20 protein-coding genes are annotated in these 19475 nt (G+C 60.5%); 16 read left to right on the top strand and 4 right to left on the bottom strand.

Going from position 1 to position 19475, the window contains the following annotated elements:
- Positions 1 to 688: 688 nt before the first annotated feature.
- Both BN1129_RS05330 and BN1129_RS05335 read right to left on the bottom strand, forming a co-directional pair.
- A complete protein-coding gene (locus tag BN1129_RS05330) occupies positions 689 to 1750 on the bottom strand; it encodes an HNH endonuclease (RefSeq protein ID WP_042034952.1) in 1062 nt (353 codons plus the stop codon).
- Positions 1734 to 2360: a class I SAM-dependent methyltransferase gene (locus tag BN1129_RS05335; RefSeq protein ID WP_042034954.1), complete on the bottom strand. Its 627-nt coding sequence runs from the start codon at positions 2358 to 2360 to the stop codon at positions 1734 to 1736. The genes BN1129_RS05330 and BN1129_RS05335 overlap by 17 nt, the downstream gene beginning before the upstream one ends.
- Before the next feature lie 261 nt (positions 2361 to 2621).
- Here BN1129_RS05335 and BN1129_RS05340 point away from each other — a divergent pair, with 261 nt between their 5' ends.
- From BN1129_RS05340 to BN1129_RS22265, 3 genes are all read left to right on the top strand, one after another.
- Positions 2622 to 2849: a hypothetical protein gene (locus tag BN1129_RS05340; RefSeq protein ID WP_042034956.1), complete on the top strand. Its 228-nt coding sequence runs from the start codon at positions 2622 to 2624 to the stop codon at positions 2847 to 2849.
- Positions 2850 to 3038: 189 nt separating this feature from the next.
- The gene (locus BN1129_RS05345; protein WP_042034958.1) at positions 3039 to 4097 is read left to right on the top strand and encodes a PQQ-dependent sugar dehydrogenase; all 1059 of its coding nucleotides are present in this window, start codon (positions 3039 to 3041) and stop codon (positions 4095 to 4097) included.
- A 20-nt stretch (positions 4098 to 4117) separates the two neighbouring features.
- Positions 4118 to 4243 carry an entericidin A/B family lipoprotein gene (locus BN1129_RS22265; RefSeq protein WP_084204580.1) on the top strand — a complete coding sequence of 42 codons (126 nt, stop codon included), beginning with the start codon at positions 4118 to 4120 and terminating at the stop codon, positions 4241 to 4243.
- Between the two features lie 19 nt (positions 4244 to 4262).
- On the opposite strand, the gene BN1129_RS05350 is transcribed toward BN1129_RS22265, so the two are convergent.
- The gene (locus BN1129_RS05350; protein ID WP_042034959.1) at positions 4263 to 5051 is read right to left on the bottom strand and encodes a DeoR/GlpR family DNA-binding transcription regulator; all 789 of its coding nucleotides are present in this window, start codon (positions 5049 to 5051) and stop codon (positions 4263 to 4265) included.
- A gap of 255 nt (positions 5052 to 5306) precedes the next feature.
- Between BN1129_RS05350 and ltnD the strand changes: the two genes are divergently transcribed.
- The 9 genes from ltnD (at position 5307) to BN1129_RS05400 (ending at position 15331) form a co-directional block, all read left to right on the top strand.
- Positions 5307 to 6215 carry an L-threonate dehydrogenase gene (ltnD, locus tag BN1129_RS05355; RefSeq protein ID WP_042034960.1) on the top strand — a complete coding sequence of 303 codons (909 nt, stop codon included), beginning with the start codon at positions 5307 to 5309 and terminating at the stop codon, positions 6213 to 6215.
- On the top strand, positions 6212 to 7462 hold the full coding sequence (gene otnK, locus BN1129_RS05360) for a 3-oxo-tetronate kinase (RefSeq protein ID WP_042034961.1): 1251 nt from the start codon (positions 6212 to 6214) through the stop codon (positions 7460 to 7462). The genes ltnD and otnK overlap by 4 nt, the downstream gene beginning before the upstream one ends.
- Positions 7455 to 8087 (top strand): 3-oxo-tetronate 4-phosphate decarboxylase, encoded by a 633-nt coding sequence (otnC, locus tag BN1129_RS05365; RefSeq protein WP_042034963.1) that lies wholly within the window; start codon positions 7455 to 7457, stop codon positions 8085 to 8087. Before otnK ends, otnC begins: the two co-directional genes overlap by 8 nt.
- Positions 8084 to 8857: a 2-oxo-tetronate isomerase gene (otnI, locus tag BN1129_RS05370; protein WP_042034965.1), complete on the top strand. Its 774-nt coding sequence runs from the start codon at positions 8084 to 8086 to the stop codon at positions 8855 to 8857. The genes otnC and otnI overlap by 4 nt, the downstream gene beginning before the upstream one ends.
- A gap of 35 nt (positions 8858 to 8892) precedes the next feature.
- Positions 8893 to 9837 (top strand): D-erythronate dehydrogenase, encoded by a 945-nt coding sequence (denD, locus tag BN1129_RS05375; RefSeq protein ID WP_042034966.1) that lies wholly within the window; start codon positions 8893 to 8895, stop codon positions 9835 to 9837.
- Positions 9834 to 11336 carry a GntP family permease gene (locus tag BN1129_RS05380; RefSeq protein WP_042034968.1) on the top strand — a complete coding sequence of 501 codons (1503 nt, stop codon included), beginning with the start codon at positions 9834 to 9836 and terminating at the stop codon, positions 11334 to 11336. The genes denD and BN1129_RS05380 overlap by 4 nt, the downstream gene beginning before the upstream one ends.
- A gap of 91 nt (positions 11337 to 11427) precedes the next feature.
- Complete coding sequence (locus tag BN1129_RS05385) at positions 11428 to 12330, top strand: DMT family transporter (protein ID WP_042034969.1); 903 nt, start codon at positions 11428 to 11430, stop codon at positions 12328 to 12330.
- Positions 12331 to 12903: 573 nt separating this feature from the next.
- Positions 12904 to 14358: an OprD family outer membrane porin gene (locus BN1129_RS05395; protein WP_042034971.1), complete on the top strand. Its 1455-nt coding sequence runs from the start codon at positions 12904 to 12906 to the stop codon at positions 14356 to 14358.
- Positions 14359 to 14503: 145 nt separating this feature from the next.
- Positions 14504 to 15331 (top strand): SDR family oxidoreductase, encoded by an 828-nt coding sequence (locus BN1129_RS05400; protein ID WP_042034972.1) that lies wholly within the window; start codon positions 14504 to 14506, stop codon positions 15329 to 15331.
- Positions 15332 to 15413: 82 nt separating this feature from the next.
- On the opposite strand, the gene BN1129_RS05405 is transcribed toward BN1129_RS05400, so the two are convergent.
- Entirely contained in the window at positions 15414 to 15746 is a 333-nt protein-coding gene (locus BN1129_RS05405) for a DUF1904 family protein (RefSeq protein WP_042034973.1), read from the bottom strand.
- Positions 15747 to 15833: 87 nt separating this feature from the next.
- Here BN1129_RS05405 and BN1129_RS05410 point away from each other — a divergent pair, with 87 nt between their 5' ends.
- The 4 genes from BN1129_RS05410 (at position 15834) to BN1129_RS05420 (ending at position 19386) form a co-directional block, all read left to right on the top strand.
- Positions 15834 to 16724: a TraB/GumN family protein gene (locus tag BN1129_RS05410; protein ID WP_042034974.1), complete on the top strand. Its 891-nt coding sequence runs from the start codon at positions 15834 to 15836 to the stop codon at positions 16722 to 16724.
- A gap of 133 nt (positions 16725 to 16857) precedes the next feature.
- Entirely contained in the window at positions 16858 to 17043 is a 186-nt protein-coding gene (locus BN1129_RS22270; protein WP_108537844.1) for a DUF3149 domain-containing protein, read from the top strand.
- A gap of 149 nt (positions 17044 to 17192) precedes the next feature.
- Positions 17193 to 17774: a DNA endonuclease SmrA gene (gene smrA / locus BN1129_RS05415; protein ID WP_042034975.1), complete on the top strand. Its 582-nt coding sequence runs from the start codon at positions 17193 to 17195 to the stop codon at positions 17772 to 17774.
- A 133-nt stretch (positions 17775 to 17907) separates the two neighbouring features.
- On the top strand, positions 17908 to 19386 hold the full coding sequence (locus BN1129_RS05420; protein WP_042034976.1) for a carboxypeptidase M32: 1479 nt from the start codon (positions 17908 to 17910) through the stop codon (positions 19384 to 19386).
- Positions 19387 to 19475 lie beyond the last annotated feature (89 nt).

Here is a 19475-nt window from a genome sequence, read left to right on the forward strand (position 1 = left end):
CCGTCACTCACCTACGGGTTCTGCGGGGCGCTGCTGCGTAAAACGATTCTGGCCAACCCCTCCCCCGGCATAGCCCCCACCCTTGATCAGCATTCAGCCTGTGAACTCAACAAGCAGGGGCGACTTGTCTGTCCTCGGCAAGGTGCTGCTATTGACTTGATATACCCAAGGAAAAACAGCTATCAGATTGCCCTGTGGCTGGCTCAACACACCCCGTTTGATCGTCTCTATCTCTATGGACCGAAGCAGAGTCGCAGGCACAGCAGGCCGCCAAAGCGCTGCTCTACCAGATTGCCGACATTTCCCTCATCAACCAGGCCTGCGAGCTGGCCCATCAACAGCTACCCAACAGCCTGCTCTATCCCAACCATTCACTGCTGCTGCACAAATGCTTTATTGCGCAATTACCGCCGCTGCTGCGTGTCTACCTGGGGGCGGCTTGCCAACTCTATGGTGACTTGACCGATATCGATGTGATCAAACTGCACATTCGCTCCGGCAAGGTGAGCCTGATGGGGTATGACAACTTCAGCAAGCCCATTCCCTATCTGGTGGAGCGAGTGAAGATCAAGATGGCCGAGCAGGAGGTCGATTTCTTTGACTACATCAATGCGCAGACCCGGCCAACCAAACGTTTGAAAAGGACCACCTCACAAGAGGTGGCCCTTTGTTATCAAGCTTTAAAACCTCATAAAAAGCGCAGGGGAATATCCACACTAGGGGCTGTTACATCCACAAACTCGTCAATACCACGCCACAACCGGGCATGCTCACGGACGGCCTGCTGATAGGCCCAAGTGGCGATGGCAGTAGAACGCTCGGCATCGACGCTCACCAAGGGGGCCAACTCGCCAGTAAGGTACGCCCCATGAGTCAGGATATTCTGCTCGTACCAGGTATCCCTGTGCTCGGGAGCGGCGAGAAAATCCCGTTTGCTCCGGTTACAGTTGGCGTGTGCCAGTACGAAATTGTGGCCCAAATCGATTGGATAACGACGCCAGGGAATGAAATGGTCTACCTCGCCAGTCCCGTGTATCGCCTTGTTACAGTAAAAACAGGTCCCCCCCTGCAAGTCCCTCAATACTTCCCCTACCCGCCCCAGCGCCTGACGGCTTGAACCAAAGAGAAAATTCTCCAGCCCCACGCTTGGGCCAATCAGTGGCTGATTCCCCTTGATGTCGCAGATAAGCTGCAGCCAATGCTGTCGGGAGAGGGAGACCACCAAATCGTAAAAGCGGTGGAGACAGTAGAGAATGCCGGGGTTAAGGCAGATATGATCCTCGCCCCTTTGATGAGGATAGAGGTGGCACTCCTCTCGCCCACCCAGGATCTGCAGACGCCACAAGGGACCCTCAATAAGGATGCGTCGAACTCGGGCAAGGAGAGGCCGCCAAGCGTCGTGACGACGCAGTGCAGTCACCGAACGGACACCCTCTTCACGCAGCCGTGACAACTCCGTCAGCATGATGGCCTGACGACCGCTGCTCTGCTTGAGCAAGGTGGCTGTTTCTCCCGTCGCCGAGTAGGGCAGACTGTGCTGCCAATAGAGCTCCACAAACTTGGTGGCCAGTTCGTCCAGCGTAATGGTGCGCGCCGCAGTCAGATCATGGGTCTCGCTGCTGCGCTCAATTGCGATATCTGCAATCCCGTGGAGCAAGGCGCACTTGTAAGTGGCAACAAAATCGCCTTCGGTAAAGATGCGTTGCAAATAAGCAATAAAGGCGAGTTGCTGCTCAGGGGAGGCGTGCATGCTCGCCCCCAAGGATCAGACTCTGCCAACTCAACCCGGTACGCGCCAAGGCATCCCCCTGTGGTTCTGACACATGGAGCAGTGTCATCCCCTCCCCCAATGCAAGCTGCTCAACTTCATCGGCAGCCACCGGGTACATGGCTCGCTCCCGCATCTCCTGCTCCGATACAACCAGGCGAAGACTCAGTACCAGATAACCATCTGGTGAGAGCAGCTCATGAAGACGAGCCAGCGCCAAGGGGCGAGACTCAGGGGGTAGATGCATCCAGACAGCACTGAGCAAAATCAGATCAAAAGTGCCTGTCACGCCAGAGAGAGCAGGCATAGCGTCACTGACCCACGCCACCGCAGCCTCACGGGTATGACATTGCCCCTGTAGAGCGAGTGCCTGACAGGGCTCGGCAGCGACCACACAGTGGCCCTGATGGAGCCCCGCTAAAAACGCGGCATCACGACCACTGCCAGCCCCCACATCGAGCAACCTGCGCGGCGCAGCCAAGAGCCAAGGCTCCAGCAGAGTGAGCCAGTCGCCGTGAACTGCGCGAGCAGATACCTGCAGGTAACGGGTCGCCAATTCGGTGGCGTGGCGCTGGTAGTAATCGAGGGACACAATGCGTTCCGATCGGAGAAGGAAGGGAAATAGTCTCACAAGATCAGTGGGTTGACCATGGCAAGGACGACACTTTCCAAACATGAACCATTAAGGGGGCAGAGGCATTTACCAAAACGGGATGCCAGCCAAAAGAACTGCGACCAGAGGGCTCTGAATGATGCCACCGTTCAACATTTCGGGTAATATTCGGCCAACTCACTGATCTTTTGGCACTTATTATCGCCATGAGAGGTCAACGCCAGATGGAGATGGCTATTGATGAACTCGACTGATGTCGTGGCCCTGTTTGGGGATGACAAGATTCTTTCCTTTGACCTTGAACTGACCCGAGATGAAAAGCTCCGTCATCTGGGTGCACTCCTGGCTGATCGTGAGCTCAATCTCAAGGGCCCGCAGGATCTCTCCCTCAAGGAGTTAAATGCGCTGGCACAAGAGGCTGATGTGGTCCTTGGCCACAATATCACTAGAAAACGCGTCTTTGTATGACACTGGATCTTCAGGGGCCAATCTACTCTCTGCGTCAACACACGCCAGACATCAGACAAACGCTCCCTCATCCCGGCTCGTACAGGGGAGCATTGCTCCTGATGCTGCTGTCACGTCTCTCTATACTTCAGCGATATTGACCCGCCCCGGCAACCTGTATTTTGACCGGTCACTGTAGAGGAGATCCACATGTTCAGAGTGCTGGTACTACTGCTCTGTCTGATCGCGCCCGTCCGGGCCATCACTCTGATCCCGCTGGTCGAAGGGCTTTCCCATCCCTGGGGTCTGGTGCTGTTGCCTGGCGGGGAGTTTCTCATCAGCGAACGGACAGGCCGTTTGCTGCGCATCGATCCGCAAGGGGAGCGCCATTCGGTGCAGGGACTGCCTCCCATCGCCAACGCCGGTCAGGGGGGATTGCTCGACCTGGCCCAGGACAAGGAGGGCTGGATCTATCTGAGCTACAGCGAACCGGGTGAGGGCGGTGCAGGCACGGCAGTGGCCCGTGCCAAATTGCAAGATGACAGACTGCACCAGTGGCAACTGCTGTTTCGCCAGCAGCCGAAAATGAGCGGGGGTGCCCACTTTGGTGCCAGGCTGCTGACTGGGGACGATGGCTACCTCTATATCACGCTGGGAGATCGCTATCAGGGGCGAGATCAGGTCCAGTCCCTCGATAACCACCTGGGCAAGACCATACGCCTGCATCTTGATGGCCGGGTGCCACAAGACAACCCCTTTGTACAGCACGCCGGAGCCCTGCCCGAGATCTGGAGCCTGGGTCATCGCAACATGCAGGGGGCAGCCCTGCACCCCGTCACTGGCCAGTTCTGGGCCCACGAACACGGTCCCCAGGGCGGCGATGAGGTCAACCTGATCCTGCCTGGCCGCAACTATGGCTGGCCCAGCGTCAGTTTTGGCGAAGAGTATGGCGGCGGCAAAATTGGTTCAGGCACTGCGGCCCCCGGTATGGTGCCGCCAAAATGGATCTGGGTTCCCTCCATCGCCCCCTCCGGCATGACGTTTTATCAAGGCACCCTGTTCAAGGAGTGGCAGGGCGACCTGCTGGTCGGTGCCTTGCGGGGTCAGGCCCTGTTGCACCTGAAGATGGAGGGAGACAAGATAGTCTCGCAAGAACGCCTGCTGACCGAGCTGGGGGCACGGATCCGCACAGTCAAGGAAGGACCGGATGGCGCCATCTATCTGCTAACCGATGCCCCTGACGGACGCTTGCTAAAACTGATTCCCTAACTCACCTGAGAGGAAACAAGATGAAACACATGAAATATGGGCTGCTGCTCTGCTGCGTCCTCTTGATGGGCTGCAACACCGTCAGTGGTATCGGCAGGGATATCGAAAAAGCGGGGGAAGTGATCCAGCGCTCCGCCAGTAAATAGGGCGTGGGCAGTGAGCCGCCTAACCGGCGGCCTGCTGCTCTGCCAACCAGGACACCAGCGTGAGCTTGACGCCATGTTGGGCCAGCACCTCGCGGGCGCTCTCCGGCAGTTGTCCATCCGTGATCACCTGATCGATCACTTCCCATCCCACCACGTTGAAAGTCCCCACCTTGCCATATTTGGACGAGTCGCAGATGAGTATGCGGGTAGCGGCCGCCTCCACCACGGCGCGCTTGACCGGCACCTTCTGTTCGCTGGGGGTGGAGATCCCCATGGCATCCCAGGAGGACGCCGACAAAAACGCCATATCAAGGTGCAGATTGCGCAGGAAATGGGCGGTCGCCTCACCGGCGCAGGACTGATTCTCCCGAATGACCTGGCCCCCGGAGTGATAGAGGCGGCAACGACCATGCTCGATGAGGTAGGCACAGACCATAAAGTCGTTGGTCACTATCATCAGATCTTCCCGCTGCGCCAGTTCGCGGGCCAGTTCGAGGGAGGTGGTGCCGGCATCCAGATAGATGGTGCTGCCCTGCGCCACCTGGGCGGCCGCGTTGCGTGCAATGGCCAGCTTGGCCTCCTGCATCAGGCTGCGCTTGGCGGCATGAGAGGGTTCGCTCTTGATTCGCTGGGAGAGACTCACTCCTCCCGAAACAGAGAGCACTCGCCCCTGCTCTTCCAGCTTCTGGATGTCGCGCCTGATGGTCATGTGGGAGACCTGTAGCCGCTCGGTCAGTTCGGTGATGCTGACGGCACCGCGCTCGGCCAACAGGTGCAGTATCTGTTGCTGTCTCTCTACGGGGATCATGGGCAATCCGTAACGGTAAAACGGGTGTTCATGTTACCCCAGTGGAATGGGAAATTTTGATAAAAAATCCCCCCTCCGCTCACGCCTCACATAAATTCACACAAAAACGACATCCAAAGCCATCCAATTGGCTCCAGACATTCATAAATAACAAAAATTAACACATCGATAGTTAATATTTGTGATGTCAGCCTGATTTTTAACCACAACAACCCCTTACTATCGGCTCATCCGTTGTAATCGAGGAATAGACAGATGAGCAGACCCTACCACGTAGCCGTCATCGGCCTGGGCGCCATGGGAATGGGCGCCGCCCGCTCCTGCTTACGGGCCGGACTTGCCACCTATGGCATTGATCTCTCTGAAACCGCCCGGGAGCAGTTGCAAGCAGCCGGTGCGACCGCCGTCATGGCCGATGCCCGCCCCCAGGCAGAAGCACTGGATGCCGTCCTGCTGCTGGTGGTCAACGCCGCCCAAGTGCGCCAAATCCTGTTTGGCGAGAGCGGCCTGGCCGCCCACCTCAAGCCGGGCACAGGCGTCATGATCTCCTCCACCATAGCTGCTGATGAAGCCGCAGCGCTGGCACACGAGCTGGCCGAGCTGGAGCTGCTGATGCTGGACGCCCCCGTCTCCGGCGGTGCCATCAAGGCCGATGCGGGCGAGATGACGGTGATGGCCGCCGGCTCCGACGCCGCCTTTGCACGCCTGCAGCCGGTGCTCGACGCCGTGGCCGGCAAGGTCTACCGGGTCGGCAGCGAGCCGGGTCAGGGCAGCACGGTCAAGATCATCCATCAGCTGCTGGCCGGGGTGCATATCGCCGTGGCCGCCGAAGCCATGGCGCTGGCCAGCCGGGCAGGCATCTCCCTCGACCTCATGTATGACGTGGTGACCCATGCCGCAGGCAACTCCTGGATGTTCGAGAACCGCATGGCCCGAGTGCTGACCGGTGACTACCAGGCCCGCTCCGCAGTCGACATTTTCGTCAAGGATCTCAATCTGGTGGCCGACACGGCGCGGATTCTGCACTTCCCGCTGCCGCTGGCAAGCACGGCGCTCAACATGTTCCTCACCGCCAGCAACGCCGGTCACGGCAAGGAAGACGACAGCGCCGTCATCAAGATCTTCGACGGCATCAGCCTGCCGGGTATGGAGGGCACAGCATGAAACTTGGTGTCATCGCAGACGACTTCACCGGGGCCACCGACATCGCCGGTTTTCTGGTGGAAAACGGCCTCGCCACCATCCAGTTTTCCGGCATCCCGGCAGAGGCGGATCTGACGGGGGTTGACGCCGTGGTGATCAGCCTCAAGAGCCGCTCCTGCCCGACCAGCGAGGCGGTGCGCGACTCCCTAGCCGCCCTCGACTGGCTCAAAGCGCGCGGTTGCCCGCGCATTTACCAGAAGTACTGCTCCACCTTCGACAGCACGGCGGCGGGCAATATCGGCCCGGTGACCGACGCCCTGCTGACGGCGCTGGACAGCCAACTCACCCTGATCTGCCCGGCGCTGCCGGTCAACGGCCGCACCGTCTATCAGGGCAACCTGTTTGTTGGCACCCAGCCGCTCGCCGAGTCGGGTATGCGCCACCATCCCATCACCCCCATGACCGACAGCAACCTGCTGCGGCTGATGGAGGCTCAGGCCGGGGGGCGCGCAGGTCTGGTCCCGTTCACCACCATCAGTCAGGGACCCGGCGCCATTGCCGACGCCTTTGAGCAGCTGGCAGCCGACGGGGTGCGCTACATCGTGGTCGACACCCTCACCGAGCAGCACCTGTTGGACATCGCCGCCTCTGCCCTCGACATGCCACTGGTGACCGGCGGCTCCGGGCTCGCCATCGGCCTGGCCCGCCTGCTCGGCGACGGTAATCGGGCTGCCGCCCGCGAGGCTGGAAGGCCGCTTTGCAACCGCGCCGTGGTGTTGTCGGGATCCTGCTCCGAGATGACCAATCGCCAGGTGGCCTGCTACCAGACCATGGCACCGTCCCTGGCTCTCGATGTGGCGGCATGCCTGACACAGGCCGATTACCCGGCCGAGCTGGCCCGCTGGGTATTGAGTCAGCCGGCAACGCCGGCCCCCATGATCCACGCCACCACCAGCCCGAACGAGCTGGCCGCCATTCAGGCCCGTTTTGGCCGCGAAGCGGCGAGCGAGGCGGTGGAGCTGTGTTTTGCGCAAATTGCCGTGCAGCTGCGCGAGGCGGGGGTGGAGAGCTTCATCATCGCCGGCGGTGAAACCTCCAGCCGCATCACCCAGGCTCTGGGTATCGCCGCCTTCCACATCGGTCCTCAAATCGCCCCCGGCGTCCCCTGGGTGCGAGCCACCGATGCCCCTCTGTCACTGGCCCTCAAATCGGGCAATTTTGGTGACGAAACCTTCTTCAGCCGGGCACAGGAGTTCTTCCATGACTGAACAGGCACTGCGCGACACCATGGTGATGCTGGCTGCATCCCTTTTCGAACGAGGCTATGCCACCGGCGGTGCCGGCAACCTCTCGGCCAAGTTGCCGGACGGCACCCTGCTCGCCACCCCGACCGGCTCCTGCCTCGGCCGGCTTGATCCGGCACGCCTCGCCAGGGTGAGCATGAGCGGCGAGCACCTGGGGGGAGATCGCCCCTCCAAGGAGGTGGCCTTCCACCTCGCCATTTACCACAACAATCCGGACTGCCAGGCCGTGGTGCACCTGCACTGCACCTACCTCACCGCCCTCTCCTGTCTGGAGGGGCTGGATCCGGCCAATGTGATCCGCCCCTTCACCCCCTACTACGTGATGCGGGTCGGCCAGCTGCCGCTCATCCCTTATTACAAGCCGGGGGATGCGCGCATTGCCGAAGAGTTGGGGCGCCGCGCCGCTGACGGCAACGCCTTCCTGCTGGCCAACCACGGTCCCGTGGTCACCGGCAAGGATCTTGTCGACGCGGTCAACAACATGGAGGAGCTGGAAGAGACGGCCCGCCTCGCCCTGCTGCTGCACGGCCAGCGGATCCGCTATCTGAGCGAGCCCGAGATCAACGAATTGAGGAGTCTGAAGCCATGAGCAAATTTGCCGCCAATCTCACCATGCTGTTTACCGAGCTGCCGTTTCTGGAACGCTTCGCGGCGGCCCGCGAGGCTGGCTTCGAGGCGGTGGAGTTCCTGTTTCCCTACGAGTGGCCGGCCGCCGAGCTCGCCCGCCAGTTGCAGCAGTACGGTCTGACCCAGGCGCTGTTCAACATGCCGCCGGGTGACTGGGCGGCCGGGGAGCGCGGCATGGCCGCCATACCGGGGCGAGAAGCCGAATTTCGTGCTCACCTGCCCACCGTGCGTGACTATGCCCTGGCCCTTGGTTGCCGCAAGGTGCACGCCATGAGCGGTATCGTCGACCCGGCACACACTCTGGCAGCCCACCGCCAAACCGTGATCGATAACATCCGTTTCGCCGCCGATTTCCTGGCCAAAGACGGTATCAGGGTACTGCTCGAGCCGCTCAACGATCGGGACGTGCCCGGCTACTTCCTCGCCCATCAGCTCGATGCCCTGGCACTGGTGCAGGAGATAGACAGACCCAACGTGGCGGTGCAGCTCGATCTCTATCACGCCCAGATCATGGACGGGGATCTCACCCGCCTCATCGGCAAACTGGGCCCGGCCATCGGCCACGTCCAGATCGCCTCGGTGCCGGACCGTCACGAGCCAGATGAAGGGGAGATCGCCTACCCGCACCTGTTCAAGGTGCTCGAGCAGGCGGGCTACCACGACTGGATCGGCTGTGAATACAACCCCAGAGGCAATACCCGGCAAGGCCTGGCCTGGCTGGCACAACAATAACAACCCTAAACACGAACGAGTCTGAGGATAGCAAGATGCAGATCATTATCACCGGCGGAGGCGGTTTTCTGGGACAGAAGCTGGCCCATGCCCTGTTGCACAGTTCCCTCTCTTTCAGCGAGCTGTTGCTGGTGGACATTCAGGAGCCACAAGCCCTGGCCGACCCGCGAGTACGCTGCCTGCAGGCGGATCTGACCGCTCCCGGAGTGGCCGAATCGCTGATAAGCAAACATACCGCCATCGTCTATCACCTTGCCGCCATCGTCAGCAGCCATGCGGAACAAGACTTTGATCTCGGCTGGCGGGTCAACCTGGACACCACCCGCAGTCTGCTGGAGGCGTGCCGCCAGGCCCGCCCAGGCATCCGCTTCGTGTTCACCAGCTCGCTGGCCGTCTACGGCGGCCCGCTGCCGGAGGTGGTAGACGACGGCACGGCACTGACCCCGACCTCCTCCTACGGCGCCCAGAAGGCGATGGGGGAGCTGTTGGTCAACGACTACAGCCGCAAGGGCTACGTCGACGGCCTGGCACTGCGCCTGCCCACCATATGTGTGCGGCCCGGCAAGCCTAACCGCGCCGCCTCATCGTTTGTCAGCAGCATCATTCGCGAACCGCTACAGGGGGAACAAACCACCTGCCCGGTGAGCCCAGCGCTTCGCCTCTGGCTCTCGAGCCCCGCCACCGTGGTCAACAACTTCCTGCTGGCTGCCACGCTGCCCAGAGGGGATGGCCGCAGCATCAACCTGCCCGGCATCAGCGTCACCGTCGGCGAGATGCTGGACGCACTCACCAAGGCAGGCGGTCAGGCGGCCCGTGACAAGGTCAGTTTTGCCCATGACCCGGCCATCGAGCGCATCGTCGCCAGCTGGCCCGGACAAATAGACAACAGCCGGGCACTGGCATCCGGCTTCATGGCAGACTGGACGTTTGCCGGGATCATCGACAGTTTCATGACCCATGACCTGCAGGAGGCATCATGAGCACCATACCAACCCCCATCATCGGACTCATCATCGCGGTCTTCGTGCTGGTCTTCCTGGTAGTGCGTACCCGGGTACACGCCCTGATCGCCATGCTGGCCGCGGCCTGCATCGCCGGGATCACTGGCGGCATGAGCATCGACAAGACCCTCACCGTCATCACCCAGGGGTTTGGTTCGACCCTTGGCAGCATCGGCATCGTCATCGGCCTCGGCGTCATGATGGGACGCCTGCTGGAGGTGTCGGGCGCTGCCGAACAGATCGCCTACAGCTTCATCAAGTGGCTCGGCAAACGCCGCGAGGAGTGGGCCCTGGCCATCACGGGCTACGTAGTCAGCATCCCCATCTTCGTGGACTCTGCCTTCGTCATCCTCTATCCGGTGGCCAAGGCGCTGGCGAAAAGCGGCAAGCGCTCCCTGCTCACCCTGGGCGTAGCGCTGGCGGGGGGGCTGGTGGTCACCCACCACACTGTGCCGCCAACCCCGGGTCCCCTCGGTGTCGCCGGTCTGTTTGGCGTGGACATCGGCGCCATGCTCTTGATGGGCATTGCCCTGGCCATCCCCTGCGTGCTCGGCATCGTCTTCTACGCCCAGTGGCTCGACAAGAAGTACCCCGAGTTCGCCGCCCAGGTCACCAAGACGCCGGATGAACTCCAGTCCACCTACGAGCAGTACATCCAGGGGAAGGAGGGCAAGAGCCTGCCCAGTCTGACCCTGTCACTGCTACCGATCCTGGTGCCCATAGTGCTCATCTTCCTCAAGGCCATCTTCACCACCCTGGCCACCCTGGAAGGCATGGACGGCTTGGCCGCCAACCCTCTGGTGCAGGGCGTCAACTTCATCGGCACCCCCATCATAGCGCTCGCCATCAGCGTGCTGCTGGCGGTCTATACACTAGTACCGCACATGGATCGCCACGCCACCGCCGCCCGTCTGGAAGAGGGGCTGCAATCGGCCGGCATCATCTTGCTGGTGACCGGTGCCGGTGGCGCCCTGGGTGCCGTGCTCCGTGACAGCGGTGCGGGCCAGCAGATGGCCGAGCAGATCGCCCAGCTACCCATTTCCCCCATCCTGATCCCCTTCATCGTGGCGACCCTGGTGCGCCTGATCCAGGGCTCGGGTACAGTGGCCATGGTGACAGCGGCCTCTATTTCTGCGCCCATACTGGCCCAGATCCCGGGGGTCAACATGCTGCTGGCAGCCCAGGCAGCCACCATGGGGTCGCTGTTCTTCGGCTACTTCAACGACAGCCTGTTCTGGGTGGTCAACCGCATGATGGGTATCTCGGATGTCAAACAACAGATGGTAGTCTGGTCCATCCCCACCACCATAGCCTGGGCCATTGGCGGCACCAGTGTGGCATTGCTCAACTTGCTGTTCGGTTCGGGCGGCACCTGGCTCGATCCCTTGCTGCCACTGGTGGTACTGGCGCTGATCATCTGGGGAGTAAGGCGTCAGCCAATTACCCCTGTTGCCAATGCGGAAGTAAACGGTAAATAGTCGATAACCAGACCAAAACAGGGATGGTCAGGAGGGAGGGTCAGTCTGCTAGACTGGCCCTCTTTTTATTCATCTTGCAAAGGAGTGTTGGATGTCTGCTTCTTCCTGGTGGGACAAGTCCACCGGTTTTGCGCTGCTGACCATACTGCTGTGGGCCTCGCTGGCGGCGCTCACCTCCCGGATCGCCAGCGTGTCACCTCTGGTGCTGGTGGGATTGGTGCTCTTCTTCTGCGGCGCCGGTGCCCTGCCGTTCTGGCGCCAGTGGCGGGCTCGCCCCATCACCTGGCTGGTCACGGTTGCGGCGCTGCTGTTCTACCATCTGCTGCTGTTCATGAGCTTTCGCCACGCCCCCGTGCTGGAGGCGAACCTCATCAACTACCTGTGGCCCCTGTGCATCATACTGTTCACCCCCCTGCTGCTGCCGGGCCATCCGCTCCATGCTCGCCACCTGCTGGCCGGTGCGCTAGGGCTGGCCGGTTCCGTGCTGGTGATGGTCAACGGCGAGTTGCAGCTGCAACAGGCCTATCTGCCCGGCTACCTGCTGGCGCTCGGCGCCGCCATCATCTGGGGTGCCTACTCTGTGCTTTCCCGCCGGTTGCCACCCGCACCGGCTGTGGTGACGGCGGCGGCCTGCCTGCCCGCCGGATTGCTGGCGCTGCTGCTTGCGCTGTGGCTGGAGGGACCGCTGCCCCTCGAACAGATCCCCACCCGCGACTGGTGGTTGATCGTGGGGCTGGCGCTCGGGCCCATGGGAGCGGCCTTCGTCACCTGGTATCTGGCGCTGCGAGACGGAGATCCCCGTCGCATCGGGGCACTGGCCTATCTGACGCCGCTGCTGAGCACCCTGTTGCTGGTGCTGCTCAATGGCGAACAGCTGACGCCCCGTCACCTGCTGGCCGGAGCCTTCATCATGGGGGGGGCCCTGCTCGGCATGCTGGGCAAGTCACCTGCCGCCCGCAAGCAGAAGGAGCCCGCCGCGCCTTCGTTGTCATGACAGCACCGCCATGAAGTGGCTGTCATAAAAACGCCATCTCTCCTGCCTCGGCCATCAGGTCTGAATATCCCGTCCTATCTCTCTTATGAGTCCCCTGCTCTCGCCCCCAACGCGGGGGCATATCTTTTTTTTTGGCACAAAATTATCTGTTGCATACAGGTTAACGAAAAAAGTGACGCCCCTTGCAAAAGATCCGCCCAAGTCTCTGACCAATTTCACCTGAATATGGCTATCAGCGCTGATATAAGCGGGCTGCGGGTGTCCATGACAAGATCCATGATTATTTGCACTCTGTCATATTTTTGAAACTTGGCGGGAACTTTCCATTGATATTTCGCACCGCGAACGTACTCTTGGCATTGTCCGATAGCCAAGAATCGGAACACAAAAAATAACATGATGTGATGAACAGAACTGCCCACCGCACATACGCCAAGACGTCGCGGCCGCAGACGAACGACCAGTAATTTTTTGCCCTACGGGGTTTTTGATTGCAATGCCAATACCGAGCGGCGGGCCATCGCCTGACTGCCGGACAAAAAAGCTAAGTCCATAAAATCAGGAGCAATAAAAATGGAAAACGTGATCTTCAAGCGTGCTGCATTAAGCGCGGCGGTTGTTGCCGCCTTGGTCACCCCCAGCATGGCGTTGGCAGCTCAGGATATGATGAGCCCAACTTATGGCAAATCTTATGAAGCCTTTACCGATGATGCCAAGCTGACCGGCGGGCTGTTCTACTTCCAACGTGATCGTGTTCGTGTTGACTCTGGTGTCGTACCTGCAGAGAACACCGGAAAATATCGCTCCAACTTGAGCCATGCTACCGCTCAAGCAGCCCTTAACTTTACCTCCGGCTATGCATGGGACGTGGTGGGTTTAGACTTGGGCGGATTCACTGCCTATGACTTAGCCATTGATGAAAGTAACCCTGTCAACGCCGAGAATGAATTCTCTTTCTGGGGACGAGCTTGGGGAACCAGCAACACCGAATCTGAAAATGGTGCGAGCCTGACAAACGCAGCTCTTAAGTTGAAGCTGATTGAAGGTGTGACCGCAAAAGCTGGCTATACCCAATTGTATGTTCCTGGCCAAATTGGCGTTAACTGGTCTTATCAACCTGGTACTTACCGGGGCGGACAAATTGAAGGTAACCTTGGTGGTCTCTATCTGACCTACGCGATCGCCGATGAATACAAGGCTCCCTGGTTCAAAGAAACTCAGGGCTTTTACAAAAGTAAAGCGTGGAGCGGGCCTTGGGGTAATACCTTCGATAAAGAAAACGAAATCGACTACATCCATGCAGTTGCTGCTCGTTACACCTTTGAGACTGGCACGGCCATTACCGGCTCCTTCGGCCAGTCTGCCGATTATATGGATAGCTACCACGCCAAACTGGCTCACAAGTTTGACGTATTGGGAGGCCTCTCAACCAGCTACCAGTTCTATGGCTCCGAGACTGAGACTTACAAAAATGCCTCTGGTAGTCCTGTAGAGACTTATGATGGCTTGGCATGGCAACAAGCCCTGACCGCCGCCTGGAGCTACGCTCAGTACGGTTTCCGTCTGGAAGGTCTGTGGACCAAAGCGGAAGGGGCTGAAGGCAACTACCTGCCCCGTCTGACCCGCGGCTACGGCAACTCCCAGGGTGCTAACGAAATTTGGTGGGATTCCCGCTCCGACTGGAACGCCAACAACGAAAAAGCACTGTTCTTCGGCGTAACGCGTTCTCTGGATGACCTGGTTGGTGCACCTGGCTGGTCTGTCGGTGTATCCGGTGCTTACGGCTGGGATATGGAGAAAGGTGATGGCACTAAAGTTGCCGAAGGAGATACAGAGTGGGCAGCTAACTTCGATGTCAGCTACACAGTCCAAGATGGCAAGCTGAAAGGCACCCTGTTCAAACTGCACTACACCGACTATAACAACGATCTGCCATCCACTTGGAAAGGTTGGACTGACTATCCAAACGTATTTACCTCCGAGCGTGACGTCAAATTCCACATCATCATGCCACTTACCATCATGTAATCAGGCAAATGACGATGTCAGCAAACCGGGCTACTTGGCCCGGTTTTCTTTTTTCCGGGTGGCAGGCTAACATGCGAGCCGGATAAGGTTTTTATCCGCGCTATCCTGCCCGCACGCTTCTGTCAGCAGTTACAAGGACGCCATCATGCCCCGTTTTGTTCTGATCACCGGTTGTTCCAGTGGTATTGGCCTCGCTGCCGCGCAGGCGCTGGGTCAGCACGGTTTTACCGTGATCGCCTCCGCCCGCAAGGCCAACGATGTGGCACAGCTGCAACAGCAGGGTCTGCTGGCTGTACAACTGGACCTGGCGGACACCGCCAGCATAGAGCGAGGGGCGGCAGAGGCGCTGGCCCTGGCCGGGGGCCGTCTCTATGGCCTGTTCAACAATGGCGCCTATGGTCAGCCCGGTGCGCTGGAAGACTTGCCCACCGAGGCGCTACGTGCCCAGTTCGACACCAACCTGTTTGGCTGGCACCACCTGATCCGCCAGATACTGCCGGCCATGCTGGCCGCAGGAGAAGGACGCATAGTGCAAAATAGCTCTGTGCTAGGGCTGGTGGCCATGAAATATCGCGGCGCCTACAACGCCAGCAAGTTTGCACTGGAAGGGTATACAGACACCCTACGTCTGGAGCTCGAAGGCAGCGGCGTGCACATCAGCCTGATCGAACCGGGCCCCATCGATACCCGCTTTCGCGCCAATGCCCACGCCGCCTTCGTGCGCCATATCGATCCGGCCCAGAGCCGCCATCAGGGCGCCTATCGCCAGACCCTGACCCGGCTGGAAAAAGAGGGGGCTACCAGCGGTTTCACGCTGCCAAGCGAAGCCTGCATCCCACCGCTGCTGCACGCGCTGCAGAGCAAGCGGCCAAAGCATCGTTACCCTGTCACCTTCCCGACCCGGCTGTTTGCGGTATTGCGCCGCCTGCTGCCAAGCCGCTGGCTCGACAGGATCCTGGCCAAGTCGGCCTGATCCGGTTAGCGGCTATGGGCATCAAGCAACCCAGGTTGGGTTAGCGGCGTAACCCGACCCGCCGATCTTGTTTACCCGCTTTTCAATAATGCTGGCCATCGCTGTAGTAGTGGCTTTTGACGATGGGCAGCACCTGCACCACCACATAGGTCTGCTCCCCCAGCACCGCCTTCAGATGACGGGTGATGAGCGCCGCGGCGGCATCTTGCAGCTCCTGCGGTCGTTCGAACCAGACCAGCTCCACAAACGGAAAACCGGCTTCGACCGCCCCGCTGCGTACCCAGCTGCTCTCGACCTGCTCCAGGGTGACAAACTCGGGCTTGCCGCCGGTCAGGGCGCACAGATCCGCCAGCAAAGGCGTGCTTATCTGCTGCAGGGTATCGACGGAAACGGCCCGAAAACGAAGATGGGGCATGGGAAACCTCTTGGCTGTGACGAATGAGGACTTATCATAGGGCTTAATGTTATGAAGAGAAGCCATCCCGCCAACATAAGGTGCCTCATGAAATTTCACCGCACGCTGATTGCCTTCCTGCTCTGCCTGCTGCTGCCGCTGACCGCCTTTGCCGACCCCGCCTTCTATCGGGTGAGCAAGGGTGACCAGCAACACTGGCTGCTGGGCTCCATTCATGCGGGCAAACCCTCGCTCTATCCGCTGCCCGATCCCGTCGAACGCGCCTGGCAACAAAGCCGTGCCCTGGTGATGGAGGTCGATCTCACCCACATCAGCCAGACGCAGTGGCAGGAGATGGGCGCCATCACCCGGCTGGTGGATGGCAAAACCCTCCAGGATCACGTGCCGCTCGATCTGTATCAACGCACCCTCATAGCCGCCGGCCAGAATGGCCTGACCGAGCACATGATCGCCCCGCTGCGCCCCTGGTTTGCGGCCATCACTCTGACCCAGGCGGCGCTGGAACGTACCGATTTCAGCAGCGCGCTCGGGGTGGATCAACACTTTGCCAAACGCGCCACCGAGAGCGGCAAGCCCATCATCGGCCTCGAGACCCTGCTCGAACAGCTCGGCTACCTCGCCAGTGTCGGTGACAACCAGACCCTGATGCTGGAAAGCACCCTGGATGAGCTGCCCCAGCTCGAAACCGGCTTTCGCGACGTGATGAAGGCGTGGCAGCAGGGGGATCAGGCAGCCCTGGTCAACCTGCTCAAAGCCGAGATGGCGCCACCCAAGCTGCAAGCCTGGCTGGAGCAGACCTTGCTGGCGGAGCGCAACCACAACTGGCTGAAGAAGTGGCCTACCCTGCCGAACGAGAGCTTTATTGTGGTAGGCGCCCTGCACCTTTATGGTGACCAGGGGCTGATCGCCCTGCTGGAGCAGCAGGGATGGCGCATCACTCCACTGACCGCACCGGGCCCACGCACGGCAACCGATTGATGCCCCATCGCAGCGCTGGCTCTGCCCAGCGGGTTAGCCGAGTGCGAGATGGCTCACAGATCAGGCTGCCGATTAAATAACCACCAGGGGACTTGATCGAGATCATCTCATCACTCCCAAAGGGGTATCTATCATGCTTGTCATCAATGGGATGACAGGAGTGCATGAGATGGAATTTTGGATGAACCTGATGTTCGGCAACAGCGTGGGGCTCATGTCCATGTTGGTGATTATCGGTACCTTCCTGCTGATCAGTTCCTACGCGGCCTATTTCATCTACAAGGTGATAAATGCCAAGCCGCCGAAAGAGGAGCAGTAACACATCTCGTCAGGCGATCCCGCGATCGCCTGTTAACGCTTGCCCGGCACGACTGACAGTGGTCCTCCAGACTGGCTAGCTGTGGCCCCATTTTCTGACCCCGACTCCCCCGCTATAATGCCCGCTCATTCCAATGCGGGGAGCCTGCCGTGTCTCATGACGACGAACTCTCACTGTTTCTGCAGGAAGTGGCCGACGTGCGGCCCATTCGTAGTGACAACACCCTCTCTCTCACGGGCACATCCGCCCCGACCGAAGCGCAACTGGCCCGCCGCCAGGCCGCGACCGCCGAGCAACTGACCCTGGATCACCTCAGCATGGAGGCGGTCGAGATGCTCGATCCCCACGCCATCGTCGGTTTCAAGCGCGACGGTGTGCAAGAGGGGGTCTACAAGAAGCTGCGGCTCGGCAAGTACGAACTGCAGGCAAGCCTGGATCTGCATCAGAAGACACTCAACGAAGCGCGCCAGAGCCTGGTGCAGTTCATTGCGGATTGCGAGGTGCGGGACATCCGCTGCCTGCTGATCCTGCACGGCAAGGGGGAGCGCAGCACGCCGCGCGCGGTGCTGAAAAGCCATGTCAGCACCTGGTTGCCACAACTGCCAGCCGTGATGGCCATGCACAGCGCCGAGCGCCGCCACGGCGGCAGCGGCGCCCTCTATGTGCTGCTGCGAAAAAGCGAGCGCCAGAAGGCGGAGAACCGCGAGCGACACCAGAAGCGCCTCGGCTAGTCAGTACCAGTCATCTGGTCAGGCCCCTTCGGCCAGGGTGGTAAAACGCGCGATGGCAGTGTTAGCATCGAACGGCCCCGATCATGCCAGGTACGGGGTGCACACCATCAGGGACGATAACAAGGACAATCCCATGTCATATCAAAAACTTGAACAACATCAGCAACAGCTGCACCGGCTCTCCCACCTCAGTGCCATCTGTGGCTGGGATCAGGCCGCCATGATGCCGGAGGGTGGCAACGAGGCACGCGCCGAGGCCATGGCCGAACTCGGCGTGCTGATCCATCAAAAGCGTACCGCCCCCGAGCTCGGCGACTGGATCGCCAAAGCCGAGAGCGAGTACTTGAATGAGCTCCAACGCGCCAACCTCGCCGAGATAAAACGCCACTGGCAGGATGCGAGCCTGCTACCCACGGATCTGGTAGAAGCCTTGTCGCTGGCTGGTAGCAAGTGCGAGCACGCCTGGCGCAGCCAGCGCAAAAATAACGACTGGGCAGGCTTCGCCCCCAATCTCAAGGAGGTGGTGGCCCTGTCGCGGGAAGTGGCGCACCTTCGCGCCGAGGCACTCGGGGTGCGCCCCTACGACGCCATGCTGGCGCTGTATGAACCCGGCATGACGAGTGCGCGGCTGGATCAGATCTTCGGTGATCTCACCAGCTGGCTGCCGGGCCTGATCCAGACGGTGAGCGAACAGCAGAAAAGCGAATCCTTGCTGATCCCGCAAGGCCCCTTCCCGATTGCAAGCCAGCAGGCGCTCGGTCAAGAGGTGATGGGCGTGCTGGGCTTTGATTTCGCCCACGGCAGGCTCGATGTGAGCAGCCACCCGTTCTGCGGCGGCGTGCCGACCGACGTGCGCATCACCACCCGCTACAACGAGCAGGAGTTTGTCTCCAGCCTGATGGGAATCGTGCACGAGACGGGTCACGCGCGCTACGAGCAGGGGCTGCCACGTCAGCTGCTGGGCCAGCCGGTGGCCGAGGCTCGGTCCATGGGCATTCACGAGAGCCAGAGCCTGTTCTGCGAGATGCAGCTCGGCCACGATGCGGCCTTCCTAGCTCTGCTGGTGCCGCGCATCCGCGCGCACTTTGGCGAGCAAGCGGCATTTGCGCCGGCGAACCTGGCGAAGCTCTACAACCGGGTCGAGCCCGGCTTTATCCGCGTCGATGCGGACGAGGTGACGTACCCGGCGCACGTGATCCTGCGCTACGAGCTGGAGCGCGACCTCATCGAGGGGCGCATCGAGGTGGCCGATCTGCCCGAGCTGTGGGATGCCAAGATGCAGCAGTGGCTCGGCCTCTCCACCAGGGGCAACGACCAGAATGGCTGCATGCAAGACATTCACTGGACGGACGGCTCGTTCGGCTACTTCCCGAGCTACACGCTCGGCGCCATGTATGCGGCGCAGTTGCGCTTCGCACTGGAGCGGGAGCTGGGCAACATGAGCAGCGTGATCGAGGCGGGTCGCCTGCCGGAGATACTCGCGTGGCTTGGCCGCCACATCTGGTCACAGGGCAGCCAGCACAGCACGGACGAGCTCATTCGCCGCGCGACTGGCGAGGCGTTGAACCCGCGCTGGCTGCGCCAGCATCTGGAGCAGCGCTATCTGAAATAACGGATACAGCGCCAGCGAGTTGAAGAGGAGAACGGGGCAGCTTGGCTGCCCCGTTTTTCATTGGCAAACAACCGGATTCAAAGTGGCTC

It is taken from the genome of Aeromonas popoffii (assembly GCF_000820025.1).
GTDB classification, from domain to species: domain Bacteria; phylum Pseudomonadota; class Gammaproteobacteria; order Enterobacterales; family Aeromonadaceae; genus Aeromonas; species Aeromonas popoffii.

Coding starts and splice junctions, on each gene's coding strand:
- BN1129_RS05330 (WP_042034952.1), bottom strand. CDS start 1,750: ATGCACGCCTCCCCTGAGCAGCAACTCGCCTTTATTGCTTATTTGCAA.
- BN1129_RS05340 (WP_042034956.1), top strand. CDS start 2,622: ATGAACTCGACTGATGTCGTGGCCCTGTTTGGGGATGACAAGATTCTT.
- BN1129_RS05345 (WP_042034958.1), top strand. CDS start 3,039: ATGTTCAGAGTGCTGGTACTACTGCTCTGTCTGATCGCGCCCGTCCGG.
- BN1129_RS22265 (WP_084204580.1), top strand. CDS start 4,118: ATGAAACACATGAAATATGGGCTGCTGCTCTGCTGCGTCCTCTTGATG.
- BN1129_RS05350 (WP_042034959.1), bottom strand. CDS start 5,051: ATGATCCCCGTAGAGAGACAGCAACAGATACTGCACCTGTTGGCCGAG.
- ltnD (WP_042034960.1), top strand. CDS start 5,307: ATGAGCAGACCCTACCACGTAGCCGTCATCGGCCTGGGCGCCATGGGA.
- otnK (WP_042034961.1), top strand. CDS start 6,212: ATGAAACTTGGTGTCATCGCAGACGACTTCACCGGGGCCACCGACATC.
- otnC (WP_042034963.1), top strand. CDS start 7,455: ATGACTGAACAGGCACTGCGCGACACCATGGTGATGCTGGCTGCATCC.
- otnI (WP_042034965.1), top strand. CDS start 8,084: ATGAGCAAATTTGCCGCCAATCTCACCATGCTGTTTACCGAGCTGCCG.
- denD (WP_042034966.1), top strand. CDS start 8,893: ATGCAGATCATTATCACCGGCGGAGGCGGTTTTCTGGGACAGAAGCTG.
- BN1129_RS05380 (WP_042034968.1), top strand. CDS start 9,834: ATGAGCACCATACCAACCCCCATCATCGGACTCATCATCGCGGTCTTC.
- BN1129_RS05385 (WP_042034969.1), top strand. CDS start 11,428: ATGTCTGCTTCTTCCTGGTGGGACAAGTCCACCGGTTTTGCGCTGCTG.
- BN1129_RS05395 (WP_042034971.1), top strand. CDS start 12,904: ATGGAAAACGTGATCTTCAAGCGTGCTGCATTAAGCGCGGCGGTTGTT.
- BN1129_RS05400 (WP_042034972.1), top strand. CDS start 14,504: ATGCCCCGTTTTGTTCTGATCACCGGTTGTTCCAGTGGTATTGGCCTC.
- BN1129_RS05405 (WP_042034973.1), bottom strand. CDS start 15,746: ATGCCCCATCTTCGTTTTCGGGCCGTTTCCGTCGATACCCTGCAGCAG.
- BN1129_RS05410 (WP_042034974.1), top strand. CDS start 15,834: ATGAAATTTCACCGCACGCTGATTGCCTTCCTGCTCTGCCTGCTGCTG.
- BN1129_RS22270 (WP_108537844.1), top strand. CDS start 16,858: ATGCTTGTCATCAATGGGATGACAGGAGTGCATGAGATGGAATTTTGG.
- BN1129_RS05420 (WP_042034976.1), top strand. CDS start 17,908: ATGTCATATCAAAAACTTGAACAACATCAGCAACAGCTGCACCGGCTC.